The sequence below is a fragment of the Pseudarthrobacter cellobiosi genome, from assembly GCF_023913755.1.
GTDB classification, from domain to species: domain Bacteria; phylum Actinomycetota; class Actinomycetes; order Actinomycetales; family Micrococcaceae; genus Arthrobacter; species Arthrobacter cellobiosi.
Genome location: NZ_JAMXBJ010000031.1, coordinates 38,221 through 59,188, shown reverse-complemented (window position 1 = coordinate 59,188; position 20,968 = coordinate 38,221). Strand labels below are relative to the sequence as shown.

13 protein-coding genes, 2 tRNA genes, 1 pseudogene and 1 riboswitch are annotated in these 20,968 nt (G+C 66.0%); of the genes and pseudogenes, 6 read left to right on the top strand and 10 right to left on the bottom strand.

Annotated elements, in window-relative coordinates; translation table 11 throughout:
* Positions 1-80: 80 nt before the first annotated feature.
* Together NG696_RS03805 and NG696_RS03800 are read right to left on the bottom strand one after the other, a co-directional pair.
* On the bottom strand, positions 81-1,577 hold the full coding sequence (locus tag NG696_RS03805) for a dihydrolipoyl dehydrogenase family protein (protein ID WP_252574098.1): 1,497 nt from the start codon (positions 1,575-1,577) through the stop codon (positions 81-83).
* Positions 1,578-1,847: 270 nt separating this feature from the next.
* Positions 1,848-1,921, bottom strand: a tRNA-Arg gene (locus NG696_RS03800).
* A 276-nt stretch (positions 1,922-2,197) separates the two neighbouring features.
* On the opposite strand from NG696_RS03800, the gene NG696_RS03795 reads away from it, so the two are divergent.
* Complete coding sequence (locus NG696_RS03795) at positions 2,198-4,024, top strand: phosphoenolpyruvate carboxykinase (GTP) (RefSeq protein WP_252567078.1); 1,827 nt, start codon at positions 2,198-2,200, stop codon at positions 4,022-4,024.
* Between the two features lie 129 nt (positions 4,025-4,153).
* Here the strand turns inward: NG696_RS03795 and NG696_RS03790 are convergent, their stop codons facing one another.
* The 4 genes from NG696_RS03790 to NG696_RS03775 form a co-directional block, all read right to left on the bottom strand.
* A complete protein-coding gene (locus NG696_RS03790) occupies positions 4,154-5,314 on the bottom strand; it encodes a globin domain-containing protein (protein ID WP_252567080.1) in 1,161 nt (386 codons plus the stop codon).
* Positions 5,315-5,475: 161 nt separating this feature from the next.
* Positions 5,476-5,925 carry an RrF2 family transcriptional regulator gene (locus NG696_RS03785; RefSeq protein WP_104173963.1) on the bottom strand — a complete coding sequence of 150 codons (450 nt, stop codon included), beginning with the start codon at positions 5,923-5,925 and terminating at the stop codon, positions 5,476-5,478.
* A gap of 20 nt (positions 5,926-5,945) precedes the next feature.
* Positions 5,946-6,434: a hypothetical protein gene (locus NG696_RS03780; RefSeq protein ID WP_252567082.1), complete on the bottom strand. Its 489-nt coding sequence runs from the start codon at positions 6,432-6,434 to the stop codon at positions 5,946-5,948.
* Positions 6,435-6,441: 7 nt separating this feature from the next.
* Entirely contained in the window at positions 6,442-7,860 is a 1,419-nt protein-coding gene (locus tag NG696_RS03775; RefSeq protein WP_252574095.1) for a phosphomannomutase/phosphoglucomutase, read from the bottom strand.
* A 96-nt stretch (positions 7,861-7,956) separates the two neighbouring features.
* Between NG696_RS03775 and NG696_RS03770 the strand changes: the two genes are divergently transcribed.
* Complete coding sequence (locus NG696_RS03770; protein WP_252574092.1) at positions 7,957-10,137, top strand: RecQ family ATP-dependent DNA helicase; 2,181 nt, start codon at positions 7,957-7,959, stop codon at positions 10,135-10,137.
* Here NG696_RS03770 and NG696_RS03765 read toward each other — a convergent pair.
* From NG696_RS03765 to NG696_RS03755, 3 genes are all read right to left on the bottom strand, one after another.
* A complete protein-coding gene (locus NG696_RS03765; protein WP_252574090.1) occupies positions 10,061-11,542 on the bottom strand; it encodes an MFS transporter in 1,482 nt (493 codons plus the stop codon). The two genes, NG696_RS03770 and NG696_RS03765, sit on opposite strands and share 77 nt — an antisense overlap.
* Before the next feature lie 271 nt (positions 11,543-11,813).
* A tRNA-Ser gene (locus NG696_RS03760) sits at positions 11,814-11,901 on the bottom strand.
* Between the two features lie 504 nt (positions 11,902-12,405).
* Positions 12,406-14,676: a prolyl oligopeptidase family serine peptidase gene (locus NG696_RS03755; protein WP_252574087.1), complete on the bottom strand. Its 2,271-nt coding sequence runs from the start codon at positions 14,674-14,676 to the stop codon at positions 12,406-12,408.
* Between the two features lie 75 nt (positions 14,677-14,751).
* On the opposite strand from NG696_RS03755, the gene NG696_RS03750 reads away from it, so the two are divergent.
* On the top strand, positions 14,752-16,746 hold the full coding sequence (locus tag NG696_RS03750) for an FAD/NAD(P)-binding protein (protein WP_252567092.1): 1,995 nt from the start codon (positions 14,752-14,754) through the stop codon (positions 16,744-16,746).
* Between the two features lie 486 nt (positions 16,747-17,232).
* On the opposite strand, the gene NG696_RS21065 is transcribed toward NG696_RS03750, so the two are convergent.
* Positions 17,233-17,601, bottom strand: a complete 369-nt coding sequence (locus NG696_RS21065; protein WP_374208675.1) for a heavy-metal-associated domain-containing protein — start codon at positions 17,599-17,601, stop codon at positions 17,233-17,235.
* A 133-nt stretch (positions 17,602-17,734) separates the two neighbouring features.
* Positions 17,735-17,930, top strand: a riboswitch (cyclic di-AMP (ydaO/yuaA leader).
* A gap of 3 nt (positions 17,931-17,933) precedes the next feature.
* Here NG696_RS21065 and NG696_RS03745 point away from each other — a divergent pair.
* From NG696_RS03745 to NG696_RS03735, 3 genes and pseudogenes are all read left to right on the top strand, one after another.
* Positions 17,934-18,701 (top strand): NlpC/P60 family protein, encoded by a 768-nt coding sequence (locus tag NG696_RS03745; protein ID WP_252567094.1) that lies wholly within the window; start codon positions 17,934-17,936, stop codon positions 18,699-18,701.
* 186 nt (positions 18,702-18,887) lie between these two features.
* Positions 18,888-19,553 carry a hypothetical protein gene (locus NG696_RS03740; protein ID WP_252574086.1) on the top strand — a complete coding sequence of 222 codons (666 nt, stop codon included), beginning with the start codon at positions 18,888-18,890 and terminating at the stop codon, positions 19,551-19,553.
* A gap of 116 nt (positions 19,554-19,669) precedes the next feature.
* Positions 19,670-20,961 (top strand): annotated as a pseudogene (locus NG696_RS03735) (IS256 family transposase).
* The last annotated feature ends 7 nt before the right edge of the window (positions 20,962-20,968 follow it).

Below are 20,968 nucleotides of genomic sequence, written 5' to 3'. Positions count from 1 at the left end.
AAATAGCTCGATTGGAGATAGCGAGGGAGGAGTGGGCGCGGGTGGAATAGACCAGAGCCAACGGACACTTGCGGCCTCTCCTACAAGCCGTACTTCTCCAGGAGCCGCAGCCACACCTCGCTGACCGTGGGAAACGATGGCACCGCATGCCACAGCCGCTCCAGCGGGACCTCGCCCACCACGGCGATGGTGGCCGCGTGCAGCAGTTCGCCCACGTCCGGGCCCGCGAACGTGGCGCCGAGCAGGACCCGCCGGTCCTCGTCCACCACCAGTTGCGCCCAGCCTTCGTAGTGCTCCGAATGCAGCGACGAACCCGACACTTGGATTGGCAGCTCCACGGACGATACGTTGTAGCCGTCCTGCTTCGCCTGCTCCACAGTGCGCCCCACGGCCGCCAGTTCGGGATCGGTGAATACCACGTTCGGGACGGCGTGCTGGTTGGCGGTCTGCGCGTACCGGCTCCAGACCGCGGGGACGCCGCTGAGCTCGCCCTTGGCGCGGGCGGCGATCGCGTCACCGGTCGCCCGGGCCTCGTACTTGCCCTGGTGTGTGAAGAAGTTCCTGCCGGCGGCGTCGCCAACAGCGTAGAGCCAGGGATCCCCGCCGTTCTCGATTGGGGTGCCCGGGGCGTCCGGGAGGCCCTGGACTAGGCCAGTGGAGTCGGTTGTGAGTTTCAGTGGGTGCCCACCCTCGGCTTCGAAACCCAGGCTTTCCAAGCCGAGGCCTTCGAGGGCGGAATGCCGGCCTGTTGAAACGAGGACCTTGTCGGCAGTGACAGTGGTTCGGCCGTCCGGCGCCTGGTCCTGAAGCGTCAGGGTGAACGTGCCGTCGTCGTTTTCCCGGACACTTTCGGTGGACGTGTTGAGGCGGACCGCCACGCCGTCCGCGCGCAGCCCCGCGGCAACAAGTTTGGTGGCCTCTGCAGGGAATGTGCCCAGCAGTCCGCTCCTGGCCACCAGCGTCACGTCCGAGCCCAGGCGTGCGAATGCCTGCGCCAGCTCGGTGCCCGCTACGCCCCCGCCGATCACAGCCAGGCGCTCCGGCACCTCCTTGGCCGAGGTGGCTTCGCGTGTGCCCCAGACCTGCAGGTCCGCCAGCCCGTCGATGGGAGGGGTGGTGGGTGTGGAGCCGGTGGCCAGTACGACGGCGTGACGCGCCTTGAGTTCGTAAGTGTTGCCGTCCAGCCCGGCTACTTCAACGGTGCGCGGCGCGGTGATCCAGCCGTGGCCACGGATCAGCTCAATCCCGGCATCGTCCAGCCACTTCACTTGGCTGTCGTCCTGCCAGTTTGCGGTGAAATAATCCCGGCGCTTAAGGACTGCCGCTGCATCCAGTGTCAGGGTGACGGCTTCCACTGCGCCGGGTACTGACTGTGCGCCGTGCAGGGCTGTGCCTGGGCGGAGCAGGGCCTTGGACGGGATGCAGGCCCAATACGAGCATTCGCCACCCACCAGCTCGGCTTCAATGAGAACGGCCGTCAAGCCGCCCTGGACCACCCGGTCGGCGACGTTTTCCCCCACGGCACCAGCACCGATCACAATGACATCAAATTCACGTTGCAGCGTTTCAGGCGTCATTCGTCCAGCCTACGCCCGCCTCGCGGGAGGCGGGGAGCGCTGTCGTCGTCAATCAGGGTGACTACAGAACTGCGTAACTTTTGACCGCGAAGGGCGGGCTCGCCCGCGCGAATCCAGGGGCAGTGCGGGGGTTTGCTGCTGAAAGTGACGCATTTCCGTGGGAAGCCGCGCGTGGCCGGGCTGTTCCTGGGCCGAGGCCGGTGGCAGGAAGGGGCGCTGCGCTTAACGACAAAAGGCCCGTATCGGCGAGCCGATACGGGCCTTTCTCTGTGCGCCCAGAGGGATTCGAACCCCCGGCCTTCTGTTCCGTAGACAGACGCTCTATCCAGCTGAGCTATGGGCGCATTTTGTGTTTCGCGGAGTTTCTTGCTCCCCGAACCTCGAATTACTTTACGCGAGGGTGGCCCGGAGTACCAAATCGGGAGGCATGTAATCTAGCTGACTAGACCGGTCTAGGTGACCTTCGTCACCTAAATACAGCCGTTTGTGCGCGGTTTTCCTTGAATTTGCGCGGTTTTCGGCTCCAACGATCACGAACGTGCACCGCTGGCCTCCCATGACGCCCTTGGGCGGCCAATAGCATTTAGTCCACACCGATGACCCCGAGGAAGGGAACCGCAATGGGCGATCTCGCACGACTGCCGCTGCTTGAGAAAGCACCCACCACGCATGCTGGCCTGCTGGCATGGGTCGAAGAGGTTGCTGGACTCACGCAGCCCGACCGGATCCACTGGGTTGACGGGTCCGAACAGGAAAACACGCGTCTTACCGATGAACTGGTCGCAGCAGGAACGCTGACGCGCCTGAACGAGGAACTCTTCCCCAACTCTTTCGCTGCATTCTCTGATCCCGCGGACGTAGCCCGGGTGGAAGAGCAGACCTTCATCTGCTCCGAGAAGGAGCACGACGCCGGCTTCACCAATAACTGGATGGCCCCGGTCGAGATGAAGGAGAAGCTGCGTGGGCTGTTTGCCGGCTCCATGCGCGGACGCACCATGTACGTCATCCCGTTCGTGATGGGACACCTCGACGCTGAGGATCCCAAGTTCGGCGTGGAGATCACCGACAGCGCCTACGTTGTTGCCTCGATGCGCATCATGGCCCGCATCGGCACCGACGTGCTGAACCGCATCACCGAGACCAACGCCTTCTTCGTGCCGGCCCTGCATTCCCTGGGTGCGCCGCTCGAAGCAGGCCAGGCGGACGTGCCGTGGCCGTGCAACACGGACAAGTGGATCGTGCACTTCCCCGAGGAACGCTCCATCTGGTCCTTCGGCTCCGGCTACGGCGGAAACGCGCTGCTGGGCAAGAAGTGCTACGCCCTGCGTATCGCTTCCGTCATGGCCCGCGACGAGGGCTGGCTGGCCGAGCACATGCTCATCCTGAAGCTGACCTCGCCCGAGCAGAAGACGTACTACGTCTCGGCTGCCTTCCCCTCCGCCTGCGGCAAGACCAACCTCGCGCTGCTCGATCCCACCATCGAAGGCTGGAAGGTGGAGACGCTCGGTGACGACATCACCTGGATGCGTTTCGGCAAGGAAGGCGAGCTCCGCGCCGTCAACCCCGAGGCCGGCCTCTTCGGCGTGGCTCCGGGCACCGGCTGGGGCACCAACCCCAATGCGATGCGCGCTATTGCCAAAGGCAACAGCATCTTCACCAACGTTGCACTGACCGACGACGGCGGCGTGTGGTGGGAGGGCATGACTGAGGACGTGCCCGCTCACCTGACCGATTGGCAGGGCAACTCCTGGACCTCGGATTCGGACAAACCCGCAGCCCACCCGAACTCGCGCTTCTGCACGCCGATCGACCAGATCGACATGCTGGCCGAGGAGTACAACAACCCCAACGGCGTGGAGCTTTCCGCCATCCTGTTCGGCGGCCGCCGCAAGACCACCATCCCCCTGGTGACCGAGGCCCGCAGCTGGTCAAACGGCATCTTCATGGGTTCCACGCTGTCCTCCGAGACCACTGCGGCGGCAGCCGGGGCGGTGGGCGTGGTTCGCCGCGATCCTATGGCCATGCTGCCGTTCATGGGCTACGACGCCGGCGACTACCTCAACCACTGGGTGAACCTGTCCGCCAAGGGCAACCCGGAGCGTCTGCCCAAGATCTTCCTGGTCAACTGGTTCCGCCGCACGGCCGAGGGTGGCTTCGCCTGGCCTGGCTTCGGCGACAACGCCCGTGTCCTCAAGTGGGCCATCGAGCGCCTGGAAGGCAAGGCAGACGCCGTCGAGACGCCGATCGGCTTTGTTCCCACCGGCGAATCCATCGACCTCAAGGGCCTGGACATGACGCCTGCCCAGGTCGAGGAAGCTGTCCGCGTTGACCCGGCCGAGTGGGCCACCGAGCTCGCGTCCATCGAGGAATGGTACGCCAACTTCGGCGATTCCCTCCCCGAAGCGCTGCAGTCCGAGCTTGCCGGCCTGAAGTCCCGCCTGGGCTAAGCGTTCCAGAAAGTACGACGGCGGCCCCGCACCTTTGCAAGAAAGGTGCGGGGCCGCCGTCGTCCCCACCGGCCCCTAGCCTCGCAAGCTCGGCCAGGGAACCCTGCCGGTGTGGGCCCACCAATTGATTCAGCTGGCCAGCCAGATGTCCGGGCCGAAGACTTCGTAGTGGATCTTCGTGGCCGGGATGCCGGCGTTGATGGCCTCGTTGCGGATGTGCTTCATAAACGGCAGTGGTCCGCAGAGGTACAGCGACGCGTTGGCCGGCAGGTCCACTTCGCGCAGGGACATAAATCCCGCCTTGGTGCCTGGCTCGGGCTGCTCGAGCCACAGCTGGAGGTCGGCACCCTCGAGGCGTTCGACGTCGTCCGTCATCTGGGAGCGCAGCGCCCAGGACTCCAGATCGCTTTCCGCGTGCAGGACCAGGACCTGGCGGTCCGAGCCGGCTTCCGCGAGGGAGCGCAGGATGGACGCGGTGGGCGTGCAGCCAATGCCGGCGGAGGCCAGGACCACCGGGCCCTCGCCTTCCTTGAGCGTGATTTCACCGTAGGGGTTGGAGATTTCGAGGACGTCGCCCACCTGGACGGTGTCGTGCAGCACGGGCGAGACTTCGCCGCCGTCGTCCTTCTTGGTGGTGAAGCTGCGGCTCGTGCCGGCGTCGCCGGAGAGCGAATACTGGCGGACCTGGCGCAGCCCGTCCGGGAGGGTGACCTTGACGCTGACGTACTGGCCGGGCAGGGCGGGAGTGATGGGGGTGTCGTCGGCCGGTTCCAGGGTGAAGGTTATCGAGCCAGTGCCGGCGGGGGTCTTGGCGGCGATCTTCCAGGGGCTCCACATCGTGCCGTTGGCCTGTGCGGCGTAGAGGCCCTTTTCGATCTTGATCAGGGCATCGGCCATCAGCCAGTACACCTCGGTCCAGGCCTCGGCGATCTCCGGGGTGATGACCTCGGCCAAGTCCTCCGCGATGGCCGCGAAGAGGTGCTCGTAGACCACCTGGTACTGGGGCTCGGTGATGCCGAGCGACGCGTGCCGGTGCGCGATGCGGGAAAGCACGGTTTCGGGGAGGGTGCCCGGGTTGTTGACCAGGTGCGTGGCGAAAGCGGCGATGCTTCCGGCCAGCGCCTGCTGCTGGTTGCCCGAGCGCTGGTTGGAGCGGCTGAACAGGCCATCCAACAGTTCCGGGTGGGCGGCGAACAGCCGTGCATAGAACTTGGGGGTGATTTCGCCGATCCGGGAACCGACCAACGGGAGGGTGGCCTCAATGACGGGGCGGGATTTGTCCGAGAGCATGCGTACTCCTGAGGTAGGGGCCCGGGGCGTACATCCGGACCGCGGTCAATACATGTATTTGAAATACAAGTATTTATACTTAAGTTCTACACTTCGTAGAAGAGATATCAAAATTGGGGACTACGGATCCGGAAATGCCCGGGCTGCAGGGGAGCCGGGAGTCAGAGCCCCGGGCGGAGCCCGATCGCCTGGAATACGGGCGCCATCTGGCGGGATCCGGGAAGGGTGGACACCACGATGTCGTCGAGTTCCCGGTAAAAGGCTTCCCGGGCGCGCGAGAGGGCGCCGCGAAGCCGGCATTCGTTGATGAGTGGGCAGTCGCCGTTCAATGAATGGCAGTCCGCTGGATCCACCCGGGTGTTCAGGAGCCGCAGCAACTGGCCCACGGTGGCCTTGCGTCCGGCGTCGTTGAGCCTGGAGCCGCCGTTGCGGCCGCGTTCGACGTCGATCACGCCAAGTTCACGGAGCTTTGCCATGGCCTTGCTGACGTGGTTGTACGGGGTGCCCACGGCGTCGGCGATGCTCTGCGTGGTCAGCAGGTTGCCGTCAGGGGCTGCGGACAGCACCATCATGGCCCGCAGGCTCACATCCGCGAAGGCATTGATCTTCATGTCATCAACCCAGTGGAGGTCTAGTCCACCCAGACGGTGGGTTCGCTGGTGTCAGCGGCGAGCTGGCCAAACTCCCATTCGTGGGTCCCGGTGTTGGCGGCGTAGGGGAGGACCGCGGCGAAGACGGATCCGTCGCGGTGTTCAGCGGCTACATGGATGGCATCTATTTCTTCCTCCACCAAGAGGATGTCGCAGACAATAGCGGCCGCGCGGAAATCAGCCCGGTTCTGCCGGAGCAGTTCGGTGAGGTCGCTGATCATCGTGTCCGCGTCGAAGTCACCGTCAGAGCCGTCTTGGGCATCAGCCGGCGTGACAGCCACCAGCCGGACCTCGCCGTCGTTCTCCACTACCAGTGCGAAGGGCAGGAAGCCGCCGTTTCGCTCGAGTTGTTCCTGGGCTGCGCCGACGCCTGTGCCCAGCAGGTTTTCCAGGTCCGTGGCGGAGGCCTCCGGAACGGAATCCCGCCACGAAGCTACCGCGGCCGTGCCGTCCGTGGCTTCGTGGGCCATCTTCGGTTTAGCGCCTGACATTGGAGAGCACGCGGTCGCGGACGCGTTCCATCGTGGCCCGGTCCGTTGCTTCCACGTTCAGGCGGAGGAAGGGCTCGGTGTTGGACGGGCGCAGGTTGAACCAGAAGCTGCCGTCATTGGCCGTGAATGTGCTGCCGTCCATGGTGTCCACGGTGATGTCCTCGGCGGCGAAGTCGGTGCGGACGCGCTCTACGGCGCCGGCCTTGTCCTCGATTTCGGAGTTGATCTCACCGGAGGAGACATAGGGCTCGTACTCGCGGCCGAGCTCGGACAGCGGTACGTCCTGCTCGCCGAGGGCAGCGAGCACGTGCATTGCCGCCAGCATCCCGGTGTCTGCGTTCCAGAAGTCGCGGAAGTAGAAGTGGGCAGAGTGCTCGCCGCCGAACACTGCACCTTCCTCGGCCATGACTGCCTTGATGAACGAGTGGCCCACGCGCGTGCGGACGGCGCGGCCGCCGTCGTGCTCTACCAGTTCGGGCACTGCACGGGAGGTGAGCAGGTTGTGGATGACGGTGGGCCTTGCCTCGCCCTGCGCCTGGGCGCGGGCGATTTCGCGGCGTGCCACCATACCGGTGACGGCTGATGGCGACACCGGCTCACCATTTTCGTCGATGACGAAGCAGCGGTCGGCGTCGCCGTCGAATGCCAGGCCGATATCGGCGCCGTGCTCAATGACGGCGGCCTGCAGGTCTCGGAGGTTCTCCGGCTCGAGAGGGTTGGCCGGGTGGTTCGGGAAGGAACCGTCCAGCTCGAAGTAGAGGGGAATGATCTCGAAGGGCAGCTTGGGCAGCAGGGCGTCGCCCAGCACCGCCGGGGTGGTGAGGCCGGCCATGCCGTTGCCTGCGTCCACAACTACCTTGAGCGGCCGGGATCCGGAGAGGTCCACCAGCTGGCGGAGGTACTCGGAGTAGTCCTTCAGGACGTCGTGGACACCGATCAGGCCGCGGGCGGGGGCCGCGGGGATGGAGCCTTCGTTGAGGTACTTCTCGGCGAGGGCCTGGATCTCTTTGAGGCCGGATTCGGAGGAGATGGGCTGCGCGCCGGGCTTCGACATTTTGATGCCGTTGTATTCGGCGGGGTTGTGGCTGGCGGTGAACGTGGCTCCGGCAGCGTTGAGGGAACCGCAGGCGTAGTAGAGCTCGTCGGTGGAGATCAGGTCAAGGAGCTTGACGTCGGCGCCGCGGGTGGCTGCGCCGTCGGCGAAGGCCTTGGCGAACTCGGGGGAGGAGGGACGCATGTCGCCGCCTACCAGGATCGTCTGGCCCTCCAGTTCCAGCACATCAACGAACGCGGCGCCCACGGCTTCGACGATTTCAGCGGTGATGGATTCGCCCACGATGCCCCGGACGTCGTAGGCCTTGAAGGATGCCGAGAGGTCAAAAGTCTTTGTCTGTTCGCTAGTCACGGGTCTTATCTTACGTGGACCCGCGGACGTTCCCGGTTGTCCACATACGGAGGTCCCGGCTTTATGGGTGTCGGTGGGGGCTGGGATACTGAATCAATGGTCGATACCCAGAACGCCGCCCTTCTTTCCGTTTCCCCTGACTCACCGCCCGCCACAAAAAGCCAGGCGCTGGAGGTTCTCCGCGAACTTGTGGGGCATCCGGCGGCGGATTTCCACGACGGACAGTTTGAGGCGATTGAAGCACTGGTCGACGGCGGCCGGCGGGCTTTGGTGGTCCAGCGCACCGGTTGGGGAAAATCGGCCGTGTACTTTGTGGCGTCCCTTCTGCTCCGGCGCCGCGGCGCCGGCCCCACCCTGATCGTTTCGCCGCTGCTTGCCCTGATGCGGGACCAGGTGGCTGCCGCCGCCCGCGCCGGAGTACGTGCCGTGGCCATCAACTCGGCGAACCAGCTGGACTGGGACACCGTCCGGGAACAGCTCGCCGCCGATGAAGTCGACGTGCTGCTGGTTTCGCCGGAACGGCTCACCAACCCGTCCTTCCGTGAGAACCAGCTGCCGGAGCTCATCCGGCGGACGGGCCTCTTGGTGATTGATGAAGCCCACTGTATTTCCGACTGGGGCCATGACTTCCGGCCGGACTACCGCCGGATCGCTGACCTGATCACGCAGCTGCCGGAGTCCGTTCCTGTCCTGGCCACCACTGCCACGGCCAACTCGCGCGTGGTCCACGATATCGAGGAACAGCTGGGCGCGGGCGTCCTCACCATCCGCGGAACCCTTGGCCGGGATTCCCTGCGCCTGGGCGTCCTCGCACTCCCGAATTCCCGCGAACGGCTGGGCTGGCTCCTGACGCACCTGGCCGATCTGCCCGGCAGCGGCATCATCTACACGCTGACAGTCTCCGCCGCGGAGGACACCGCCCGGCTTCTCGCCGAAGCCGGGCACACAGTTCAGGCCTACACCGGCAGGACCGATCCCGCGGACCGGGAGCGCGCAGAGCAGATGCTCAAGGACAACCAGGTCAAGGCACTGGTGGCCACCTCGGCGCTCGGCATGGGCTTCGACAAACCGGACCTTGGCTTCGTCGTCCACCTCGGGGCACCGTCCTCCCCAGTGGCGTACTACCAGCAGGTGGGCCGCGCGGGCCGTGGCGCGGCGAACGCAGACGTGCTGTTGCTGCCAGGTTCTGAAGACCGGGATATCTGGCAGTACTTCGCCACCGCCTCCATGCCGTCCGAGGAGAAAGCCACAGCGGTCCTGACAGCGTTGGCTGAAGCCGGAACTGCCGTGTCAACGGTTGCGTTGGAGGCCCGGGTTGACCTCCGCCGCACCCCGCTGGAGCTGCTGCTGAAGGTCCTGGCCGTGGATGGCGCCGTGGAACGTGTCGGCGGCGGGTGGCGTTCCACCGGCCAGCCCTGGATCTACGACGCCGAGCGTTACCGCCGGATCGCCGAGGCCAGGGTGGACGAGCAGGACTCCATGGTGATCTACCAGGACACCGCCGGGTGCCGGATGGAATACATCACCTCGGTCCTCGATGACGAGACCGCGCACGCCTGCGGGAAGTGCGATAACTGCGCGGGCCGCTGGTTCCGGGTAGATATCGCCGACGACGCCACTGCAGCGGCGGGCCAGACGCTCACCCGCGCCGGCGGTGTCCTGGAGGCACGGCTGCAGTGGCCCAGCGGCATGGACCGCCTGGGCGTTCCGGTCAAGGGCAAGATCAAGCCAGACGAAGGACTGGCGGACGGCCGCGTGCTGGCCAGGCTTACCGATCTCGGCTGGGGCGGGGCGCTGCGGGAACTCTTTGCGGCCGGCGCCGCAGACCGTCCGGTGGATCCTGCCATGCTCCAGGCCTGTGTCCAGGTCCTGCGGGAATGGGCTACCGGTGACGGCCGGAACCAAGGCTGGAGCGGTGCAGGACGGCCGGCCGCGATCGTCAGCATGCCTTCCCGCAGCAAGCCCGAACTGGTCCGGTCCCTTGCCCAGGGAATTTCGGAAATCGGCAGGATCCCCTACCTTGGCGAGCTGGACTTGGGACATGGCGGACCCACTGGAAGCCGTGGCGGCAACAGTGCGTACCGGCTGGCGGGCGTTTGGGACCGTGTGGTGGTGGGTCCGGAATTGGAAGCGGCCATGGCATCACTTCGAGGCCAGGGCGTGATGCTGATCGACGACCTCGTGGACAGCCGGTGGACCGTTACCGTTGCTGGACGTGCCCTGCGCCAGGCGGGCGCGGGGGCTGTTCTTCCGCTCGTGCTTGCCCAGGCCGGCTGACCTCTGCGCCGGCGTGCCGGTGGAGTGACAGGCTGTCTGCCGTACTGAAGAGCATCAGGACGGCCATGGTGAGGAAGGCTCCGCGGAAGGGGCCCGCGTGATCCGCGGGGAAGGCCGCCACGCCGTCGAAAATCCGGATCAGCAAAGCGCCAACGGCGATGCCGGCGCCTGCGGCGAGCTGAACCAGGGTCGCTGACACGGAATTGGCCGATGTCAGCTGGGCCGGTGCGATGTCCGCGTACTGCACCGACGCGTAGGCCGAGAAACCGATGGAGCGAAAAGCCCCGCTGCACACCAGCAGGGCGAAGATCAGTGCCTGCGGCGTGTCCGGCGTGAGCAGGGCGCACAGGGCGAAGGTCACCGCCGATGCCAGGGAGCCGAAGACCAGCATGGCCCGGAAACCGAAACGCCGGATCAGCGGCGTGGTGGCCGGTTTGATGCCGATGTTGCCGATGAACACGGCCGCCACCATGATTCCGGCGTGCAGCGGTGACCAGCCGAAACCGGTCTGGAACATTAGGGGCAGGAGGAACGGCACCGAACTGATGGTCAGGCGGTAGACGAACCCGCCGGTGGCCATGGCCCGGAATGTGCGGGTGGAAAAAACACTGAGATCAAAGAGAGGGTTTTTGGCCCGTCTCATCCACAGCACGGCGGCCGCGAGGGCGCATACCCCTGCAGCAGCGCTGATAGCTGCCCATGGACCGTCGGGGTGGGCGGTGGCCAGTTCCAGGCCCACTACCAGGGCACCGACGCCGGTGGTGGTGAGGAGCAGGCCTAGCCAGTCGAGCCTGCGTGCCCTGTCTCCGGCGCCGGCTGGAACGAGACGGAGTGCGGCGATGAAGGCGGCCGCACCCAGTGGCAAATTGATGAGGAAGATCCAGTGCCACGACAGGTAGGTTGTCAGGGCGCCGCCCACCAGCGGCGCCAGTACGGGCGCCAGCAGCGCCGGCCACACCAGGAAGGCTGTGGCCCGCAGGAGCTCCGATTTGGGTGTGCCGCGCAGTACCAGGAGGGTGCCGACAGGAACCATCATGGCTCCACCGGCGCCCTGCAGGATCCGGCTCAGCGTCAGCACGGTCAGGTCGGGGCTGACGGCGCAGGCCAATGAAGCCAGTGTGAACAGGGCAATCGCGAAGCAGAATACTTTGCGGGCCCCCACGCGTTCTGCAAGCCAGCCGCTGAGCGGGATTCCCATGGCCACGGTCATGAGGTAGGCCGTCATGGTGATGTTCACGTCGGCGGCTGGAACGCCAAAGTCGCCGGCGATGTTGGGGATGGCGGTGGTGAGGATGGTGCCGTCCAGGAACTCCATAAAGAATGTGGCAGCCACCAGTAGCGCCAGGCGTGGATTCCACGTCTGGCTTGGGCTGGTTTCCGTCTCCGGGGCGTTGCGTGCTGCCATTCCACCATCCTGCCACCGCGGGCCCGGATGGAGCCTCCGACGTCCGCACCCCGGACCGCCAGCCCAGCCCACGCGCACCACGCCCTGCTTCCATGCCCGCACCACACCCGGGCTCCCGCACGCCCCACCCCGCCACCCACCAAACTAGGTAGCAGTAACTGTCGGTATGAGCGCTCATAACGACAGTTACTGCTACCTAGTTGGGGTTCGTGGCATAAACGCAGGTGCCCTGGGTACGCAAAAGGCCCCGGTCCAGGACCGGGGCCAAACGCGGAGACGGGGGGATTTGAACCCCCGGTGGAGTTGTGCCCCACACTTCATTAGCAGTGAAGCCCATTCGGCCGCTCTGGCACGTCTCCAATGGCTATTACTAGCCCACCAAGGATACGCAGAATGGGGCACGCAGTGCAAAACGGCCACCGAACGCTTGTCTCAGCCCCAGCACACAGCGTCAGGGGCGCTGCTCGCCCGGCGAACATACCTGCGCAGAATACCCAAACCATCAGCGGATCAACCGGAGCGGATCATCCTGATTTCGTGAAGGTCTTCCCACTCGGCCACACGGTCCTCGGCCCCGTCCGGAGCGAATCCCAGCCGTTCGTAGAATGGGACTGAAGCAGATAGAGTCCCCACAGCTCCAGGCTCCCCGAAGAAGGCAGGTCCTGATCAAGGTCCCCTTGCGGCACTGCGCGGGTTGCGAGAACCCCACCACTGAGCCGTCCGCGCACGCCACGCACGCCGCCGGCTCTGGGGCAAGCAGCAGCTGACACCACATCGCCAGTCGGTCGGCCGGTTTCAGGGCAGCCAGAAAGGCGTCGGACATCAATCCACGGTAGGTCTGTTGCCAGGACTGGCCGCTACGCTCATCCGCCTGCCAGCGTCCGCCACAGGAAGTGCTGGCTGCGGGCCTGCAGCGCGGCGGCCTGGCGGTTGTCCGAAGCTCCGGCGTGGCCGCCTTCCAGCGCCTCGTGGAACCAGACGTTCGGGATGCCCATCGCCTGCATCCGGGCAGCCATTTTGCGGGCCTGGACCGGTCCCACCCTGTCGTCCGACGTGGCCGTCCAGATAAATGTTTCGGGGTACTCCACGCCGTCCTTGAGCAGGTGGTACGGCGAGAACGTCTTGATGTACTCCCATTCCGCAGCCACGTCCGGGTCGCCGTATTCGGCGATCCAGGAGTGCCCGGCGGAGAGCCTCGTGTAGCGCCTCATGTCCAGCAGCGGCACGCCACAGGAGATAGCCCCGAAGAGCTCCGGGTAACTGGTGAGCATGTTGCCCACCAGCAGCCCGCCGTTGGAACCGCCCACGCAGCCAAGCCGCTCCCGGGACGTGACGCCACGGGAGACGAGGTGCTGCGCCACGGCCGCGAAGTCCTCGAAGGCGCGGTGGCGGTTTTCCTTCAGCGCGGCCCGGTGCCAGGACGGCCCGTATTCTCCGCCGCCGCGGATGTTGGCCACCACGTAGACACCGCCGCGGGAGTGCGCTGCCTCGCCGGGCCCGCCGGGGGTGGCGGTCCTGCGTTCCAGCCAAGCCCTGCCGACAGTTCCGCTGTACGCAGGCGTCCGGGAAACCTCAAAGCCGCCGTAGCCGGAGAGCTGCGTGGGGTTCTGCCCGTCCAGGACCAGGTCCCGCGAGGCCACCTGGAAGTACGGGACCCGGGTGCCGTCCGCGGACACGGCGAAGTGCTGCTGCACCTCGTACTTGTCGTCATCAAAGAACGACGGCGACGCCTTGACTGCCGCATGGCTGCTCACCACGCCAGCCGTCCCGGCAACGCCCCCGCCGGAGTCAGCGGTCCCGGCAGGATCCCGCGTGAGGCTTCCGCGCATCAGTGTGCTGGGGGTGGTGAATCCGGTGGCGACCAGCCAGAAGTCGTCGCCCGCACCGCCGTCGGCCGGTCCTTCATCTTCGTCGTCCACCGCGTAGGCGTTGACGTCGTGCAGCGGCGGGCAGGCATCCAGCAGCGACGAAGCCCAGGCACCCCCGTCGGCCGCAGCCCCGTCGGACGCGCCCCCGTCGGCCGCAACGCCGGGAACAGAGGGATCCAGCACCCGGATCTCTGACGAGATGTCCCGCAGCAGGTTCAGCAGCAGGAAATTCCGCGTCCAGCTCCAAGACTGCAGCGAAGTGTGCGCATCCGGCGTAAACAGCACAAAGAGATCTCGCGCCCCCGCAAGGTAGTCCTCGAACTTCGCGGCCAACAAGGACCCGGCGGGGTATGTAGTGCCCTCAACTGACCAGTCCTGCTGCGGCCGGAATAGGAGCCACTCGCGGTGCGCACTGAGGTTAACATCTGTCGGCGCATCGATCTCGAGCCACGCGTCGTCCCAGCGGATGAACGTGCTGCGGTTGTAGAAGTCGATGTAGTCCACAGCGAACGTGCGCTCAAAACCGGGAGTGGAATCGTGCGCCACCACGGCCATCATGTGGTCCTCCGGCACCTCAAAAAGCCGGGCAGCCGCGGAGAGGGCCTCGCCGCGTCGCAGGGTGATAGCCGTCCGGGCATACGAGGATGCGGTCCGCGGCAGGTCCCCGGCCGTGGAGGCGACCAGCAGCGTGTCCGCATCCAGCCACGAGACGTTCCCCTTCGCCGTCGGCAGGTCGAAGCCGCCGTCGGCCGGGTCAACAAAAGTGCGGGTCCCGACGTCGAACTCGCGGTAGCGGCTGGCGTCGCCGCCGTCGGGGGAGAGCGCCAGCAGCGCGAGGCGGTACGGGTCGCCAGCGGCGGGGCGCAGGAACGTGGCACCGTGGAAGACCCACTCCTCACCTTCGGCGGCGGCGAGGGCATCCACATCCAGCAGCACGTCCCAGGCGGGGGAATCCGTCAGGTAGCTTTCCCAGGTGGTGCGGCGCCACAGCCCCTTCGGGTTCGCCTGGTCCTTCCAGAAGTTGTAGTACCACTCGCCGCGCTTGCCCACCATGGCGATCCGGTCCGTGGAGTCCAGCACCTCCAGGATGCTTCCTTCCAGGCCTACGTAATCGGCGTCCTCCAAAAGGTCCTCGGTGCGGGCGTTCTGCTCCCGGACCCAGGCAAGCGGTGCCTCGCCGTAGATCTCCTCCAGCCAGACGTTCTCATCAGTGGGTTCGGGGGCGGGCGATGAACCGGGCGTTTGATCAGCTGCAGTGGTGGTCATGCGCCCCATCCAAACAACATTTTCGCGCCGCAAGCAAGTCAAGTGCCTGCGGCGCATGCCGATACTCTGGATGCCGTGGGTAAATCGAAGAGCATCCGGACAGCCATCATCGGCGCCGGACCGCGGGGAACCAGTGTGCTGGAGCGCCTGCTCGCACACGCCGCCGCCCACGCTGCTGCCCACTCCGGCCAAGCATCTCTCCATATCGACGTCATCGACCCCTATCCGGCGGGTCCGGGGCACGTGTGGCAGCCCGGACAGTCCCGGCTGTACCTCATGAACACCCAGTCCTTTTATCCCACGGTCATCCCTGAGGACACCCGGCTGGCGCCGCCCGTCGCGGGCACCACGTTCGACCGCTGGCGTGCCCGGCAGCAGCGTGAGCCGATGCAGGTCCTGACGCTGGACGAGCGGTCCGAACTGGCTGCCTTGGGATCGCGGGACTTCCCCAGCCGGGCGCTGTACGGCCGCTACCTGCGCTGCACGCTGGATGAGTTGACGGAAAAGCTGCCCGACGGCGTCACCGTCAGTTTCCACGAAACGACCGCCGTCTCGGTGCGGCCGTCGGGCGACGGAACACCCAGGACGCAAGGGGACAGCACCCCAGGCGAGACAACCCCAAGCACCGGAACGTTCGACGTCGGACTCGCCGGCGGCGGTTCGCTCAAGGTCGATTCCGTGGTCCTGGCACTAGGGCACCTTTCGTCCCGGCTTAACCCTGAGCAGCGGGAACTCCAGGCATCGGCCGCACAGCTGGGCCTGAGCTACTTCCCGCCAGCGGTCCCGGCGGACGTCGACTGGGCCGCGATTCCAGCCGGCGAACCGGTCCTGGTCCGGGGCATGGGGCTGAACTTCTTCGACGCGATGGGCCAGCTCACGGAAGGCCGCGGCGGAAAATTCATCGACGCCGGACCCCGGCTTGAGTATCAGCCGTCCGGCCAGGAGCCGCTCATCATTGCCGCGTCCCGCCGCGGCACCCCGTACCGGGCCAAGGCCGCGCTGGCCGGCTACTACCCGGCGTCGGTCACCCTGCGGTACCTGACCGTGGCCGCGCTGGAGCGGTTCGCGGCCACCGGGATCCGCCCGGGTTTCGACCACGATCTCTGGCCCCTGCTGCACCGCGACACCCTCTGGGCCTATTACGCCACCCTGGTGCGCTCGCAGCCGGCGGCCGTCCCTGACGCGTCCGCGTTCCTGGCCGCGCTGGAGGAGGCGCTGCGCCCGCATGCCCACAGCGCCGCCAACTGGGAGGCCGCGGTGGAGAGCGTCCTGGCCGTGCACGTCGGCCCGCGGCACCGGCTGGATCTGCGGGGCCTCGCGTCCCCGCTTGCGGGCAGGTCTTTCGGATCACGTGCCGAACTGGATGCCGCCGTCGTCGAGTACCTGCTTGATGACGCCCGCCGCTCCGCCCTGGGCGAGGAGGATCCGGTGAAGATGGCCATCGGCGCCCTGCATCATGGACGCGCGGTGCTGAAAACGGCAGTGGCCGACGGCGGCATCACCGATGAGTCCTGGGTGGCCGGCCTGCGTGGCTGGTTTGAGTCGTTTGTGGAGGGCCTGGCCAGCGGGCCGCCCGCGCTGCGCTCTGAACAGCTGGCTGCCCTGGCGCGCGCCGGCGTGGTCAGTTTTGTGGGTCCCGACCCCCGGTTCGGCGTGGACCGCCGGACAGGCCGCTTTACCGCCGCCTCACCCTGGGTGAACGGCCCGCCGGTGGCGGCGAAGACCATGGTGGAGGCCCTTGCGCCGGCCAACCGCGTGTCCGCGAACGACTCACCGCTGCTGGAACAGCTCCTCGCCGACGGGATGGTACGGCCCCGGCTGATGATGACGGCGGAAGGTGCGCCGGTGCAGGCCACCGGGCTGGACGTTGCGCCGCACCCGTACCGGCCGGTGGCGGCCAACGGCTCGGTCACCGAGGGTCTCTATGTGCTGGGCCTGCAGCTCTCGGCCACCCAGTGGGGCACTGCCATCGCCGCGGAAGCGCTCCAGCCGGGCGGCCCCACGTACGCCAGCGGGCAGCGGACACTCCGCGACGCCGACGAAATCGCGCACGCGATCCTGGGACACTGAGGATCCCCGCCGCAACGAAATATTCGTCCTCACTTCCCCCGACGCTTCTATGTCTGTCAAGCGGCTGGAAACGGGTGCGGGCGCCGACCAAGTTGTTTTGCCGGTGGGCGGGGCGGCTCGTGGTGACCGGCCAGCGTCCCCTCTCCCCCCGTATTTTTGGCTGCTGGCGAAGCTTGCGGAGCTGTGGCCGACGGAGGCCTGTCTACCCGCAGGGCAAGGGGCGGGAAATTCCCAGGTGAAATCAGCGACGAAGGAGCGCCGCAGGGAAATTCGTGCGGCGCAGGCCCCGACGAAGGAGGGGCTAGGCGGGCCGGAGCGGACACGTACAATCCGACAGGACAGCAGCCAAAACGTCGTAGACAGAACAGGTCCAGCGCCGGGGACGCGTTCGCCCCGTCAAAAGACACCCCGCTCGCCTAACCGGTCTTCTGCCAGGGGCCTTGATGTCAATTGCTGGAAAGCGTGTAGCCGGCGGAGGTCACGGCCTCACACACAGCAAAGCTCTCGGCCATACCGTAGACAATCACCCGGGAACGACCCGCCGGACACGAGATCCACAAAGGCGGACTCGACACCGTCAACGGCCGCTACAGCCTTTTTAACGGTCTGGACGCAATGCCCGCACGTCAGCCCTTCAACAGCAAACTCGACTGTGCTGCCACTGGATACCACTGCCGGTGCCGAAGAAGCTCCGGTTGAGCAGCAGCCGCACCCGGCAGCGGAAGAAACAAGGGGAAGCCCGGCTCTATCTCTTGAGGAAGAATCGAGGGTGTACTGGGGGGTGAACGGCCGTGCAAGCGGGTACGGCAACACCAGCCCGGACTTCCATGTCACTGACAACCCAAGAAAACGCATCCTATACCCCGGCCGGGTATAAAGAGCAAGTGCGCATCCCGTGCCACGGCGGACACGCCGTTATCGGAATGTGACAAACATTGCTGGTCTGAAGTACGGTAAGTCGTGCCGGTTTCTCCTTGAGGCGGCACTCCCGAACAGATTGCCTAACTCTGCCGCTGCCCGGGATCCGTTCGCTTTTCGTCCGGCAGAGACGGGGAACCCATTATTGGCCTGCTTCTGGCAGGTCTTGGGGTGAAGCCGTGCCTGGTGCACTTTTGCGCCTGACGCGGCCGGGTGCCTCCCACCCGAATCCGACAGCTAACCTCGCAGGCAGTGGGAGAGGCCCTTACATGCCCATGCGCAAAACTCACGGCCGCCGCCGCGCGGTCCCCCAGACCAGCACTCTTGCCGCACTGACCAAGTCCGTTACCGCGAATGCCGGCGGCGCAGGCCGCCAGGCCGCCGTCTTCGCAGCGGCTTCCGGTCTCGTGCTGACCAGTGGTATTGCTGCCGCCCAGGCAGCCGACGCTCCCGCCCAGCGCGAAGCTGAACCGGCCGCCAACCTCGAGGTCGCAAGCCAGGTACAGGCCCCACTGACCGCCGATGCCACCATCCAGATTTCCTTCGAGCGCCCGGTCGTGGAAACCACGCCCGCTCCCGTAGCGGAAGCCCCGAAGCCTGTCGTGGAAACCGCGGCGGCCGCGGTACCCGCGGCCGCCGTAACGACCCCTGCACCCGCCTCGGCCAAAGTCACCGTCACCCCGCCTGCGCCCGCTCCGGCTCCCGCCCCCGCAGCTGGTGACACCAACTCCATCATGGTGTCCTCCGCCTACGCTCAGATCGGCATGATCCAGGACTGCACGCGGCTGGTCGAAAACGCCCTCAATGCCGCTGGCATCCCCGTCGGGGACCTGGGCCCAATGCAGTTCATGAACTACGGCACCGTGGTCACCGACCCCCAGCCCGGTGACATGGTCATGCAGCCTGGCCACGTAGGAATTTACGTCGGCAACGGCCAGGTCCTCAGCTCAGGCCTGAACGGCAAGAACGAAACCGCAGTCCACCCCCTTACGTGGATGACGTCCAAGGGTGCCGTCACCTTCGTCCGCGCAGGCTAACAAACCACTAAAGGCCGGTGGCGTGTCCCATCTGTTTAGAGTGTCCGGCCAAGCCCCACTTCCAAGGAAATGAGACATGACGCTCAATTCTGCCCTGCTGAGCAGCACGCGCAGCGCCACGCTGCACCAACCTCCGGTATCGGAGCTACGGCTGCCTGCTGCCCGAAAACGAAAGACTCACCAGACATGACCGTTCAGAACGACCTCAGCCGCGAAGACGTTGCCTCCTATGAGGCAGAGCTCGCGAAACGGACTCCCTCGCTCTACTCGCGCTACATCGGCGCGATGCTCTACTTCATAGGCGCGGCCCTTATCGCCGGCGCCGTCGTGCACTATCCGGTCAACCCGGGCCTGTACACGATCATCTGCGTCGTCGGTGCGTTCGTGTTCCTCCTCGGCACCATCGTCAACGAGTTCGTGCTCGTCGATGAGCGCCCGCCGCTGAGCCGGGCCATCTCGCTCGTCGCGTTCTCGCTCCTGCTCTCCTTCGGCGTCGGCCTGGTCGGCGGTGGCATCCAGCACTTCGAACAGTTCCCCGAGCGCAGCGCCTGGATGACTCCGATCGGCCTGCTGATGTCGTACGTCGCGTTCATCGCCAAGGACGCCAAGGGCGGCCTGCGCCACCTGGTCAGCCCGTTTGCCGCAGGTGTCGTGTTGGTCGCCGCGCTGACGTGGTTCGGCATGTCCGCCCTCGCAAGCACTCTCGACTCCGAGAGCCACAGCCACGACTCCACGCCGGCACCGTCGCAGGCACCCGCGGAGGCTCCGACCAGCGAAGATCGCACCCGCGACAAGCCAACGGACGCCCCCGCAGCGCCCGCACCCGACACCCACACGTCGCACAGCCACTAACCCGAAGCCCGGCATGCTCAACCGCACATTCGTGCGCTCCTATTCCGGGACTGTGGAAATAATGGTGTATCCGGCTCGACACGCCGGGCGGTAAGCCTGGCGGGGAGGAGGCCGATATGGCCGCAACACTTGAGGCTGTGCCGAGTACGAAAACCGTTGAGAAGAAGACAGAAATATCCGAGGCTGACGCTGCCCGCGAGCTTGTCAGAATGGCGAAGGAGCAGGGCCTGTCCCTGACCGGTCCCGATGGTCTGCTCAAGCAGCTGACGAAGACCGTGATCGAGACCGCGCTCGATGAGGAAATGACCGAGCACCTCGGATATGAAAAGCACGATATGGCCGGCAAACAGACTGCCAACTCCCGCAACGGGGTTCGCCCGAAAACGGTGCTGACGGAGACCACCGGACCCGTACAGGTGGACGTGCCGCGGGACCGGGCCGGGACGTTCGAGCCGGTCATCGTCAAGAAGCGCCAGCGCCGCCTGACCGGGGTCGATGAGATTGTCCTCTCGCTCTACGCCAAGGGCCTGACCACGGGAGAAATCAGCGCCCATTTCGCCGAGATCTACGGCGCGTCCGTGTCCAAGGAGACGGTCTCCCGGATCACCGACAGGGTGCTCGAGGAGATGGCCACCTGGCAGAACCGGCCGCTGGACGAGGTCTACGCGGCGATCTTCATCGACGCGATCGTCGTCAAGGTCCGCGACGGGCAGGTCGCCAACCGCCCCATCTACGCCGCCATCGGCGTCACCTTGGACGGGGAGAAAGACATCCTCGGACTCTGGGCCGGCACCGGCGGTGAGGGCGCGAAGTTCTGGATGAGCGTACTCACCGCATAAGGAACCGCGGCGTGAAGGACACGTTCTTCCTGGTCTGCGACGGGCTCAAGGGCCTGCCCGAAGCCGTGACGAATGTGTGGCCGCTGACGACCGTGCAGACCTGCATTATCCACCTGATCCGGAACACCTTCCGGCTGGCTTCGAAGAAGGACTGGGACGCCCCCAAACGGGACGTGAAGCCCATTTACACGGCGCCGAATGCCGCGGCCGCGCGGGCGGCGTTTGAGGAGCTCACGGAGCGCTGGGGCAAGAAATACGGGGCGATCGTGCGGCTCTGGGAGAACGCGTGGGAAGAGTTCACCCCCTTCCTGGACTACGACGTGGAAATCCGGCGCGTGATCTGCTCGACCAACGCCATCGAATCGCTCAACGCCAGGTACCGGCGCCCCGTCAAGGCCCGGGGTCATTTCCCCATCGAGCAGGCTGCGCTAAAGTGCCTGTATCTGGTCACCAGATCCCTCGATCCGACCGGTGCCGGCAAGACCCGATGGGCCGTGCGTTGGAAGCCCGCTTTGAACGCCTTCGCCATCACTTTCAGCGACCGATTCCCGGCAGCTGAAAGCTACTAAAAGAAAC

Coding starts and splice junctions, on each gene's coding strand:
- NG696_RS03805 (WP_252574098.1), bottom strand. CDS start 1,577: ATGACGCCTGAAACGCTGCAACGTGAATTTGATGTCATTGTGATCGGT.
- NG696_RS03795 (WP_252567078.1), top strand. CDS start 2,198: ATGGGCGATCTCGCACGACTGCCGCTGCTTGAGAAAGCACCCACCACG.
- NG696_RS03790 (WP_252567080.1), bottom strand. CDS start 5,314: ATGCTCTCGGACAAATCCCGCCCCGTCATTGAGGCCACCCTCCCGTTG.
- NG696_RS03785 (WP_104173963.1), bottom strand. CDS start 5,925: ATGAAGATCAATGCCTTCGCGGATGTGAGCCTGCGGGCCATGATGGTG.
- NG696_RS03780 (WP_252567082.1), bottom strand. CDS start 6,434: ATGGCCCACGAAGCCACGGACGGCACGGCCGCGGTAGCTTCGTGGCGG.
- NG696_RS03770 (WP_252574092.1), top strand. CDS start 7,957: ATGGTCGATACCCAGAACGCCGCCCTTCTTTCCGTTTCCCCTGACTCA.
- NG696_RS03765 (WP_252574090.1), bottom strand. CDS start 11,542: ATGGCAGCACGCAACGCCCCGGAGACGGAAACCAGCCCAAGCCAGACG.
- NG696_RS03755 (WP_252574087.1), bottom strand. CDS start 14,676: ATGACCACCACTGCAGCTGATCAAACGCCCGGTTCATCGCCCGCCCCC.
- NG696_RS21065 (WP_374208675.1), bottom strand. CDS start 17,601: ATGCGTTTTCTTGGGTTGTCAGTGACATGGAAGTCCGGGCTGGTGTTG.
- NG696_RS03745 (WP_252567094.1), top strand. CDS start 17,934: ATGCCCATGCGCAAAACTCACGGCCGCCGCCGCGCGGTCCCCCAGACC.
- NG696_RS03740 (WP_252574086.1), top strand. CDS start 18,888: ATGACCGTTCAGAACGACCTCAGCCGCGAAGACGTTGCCTCCTATGAG.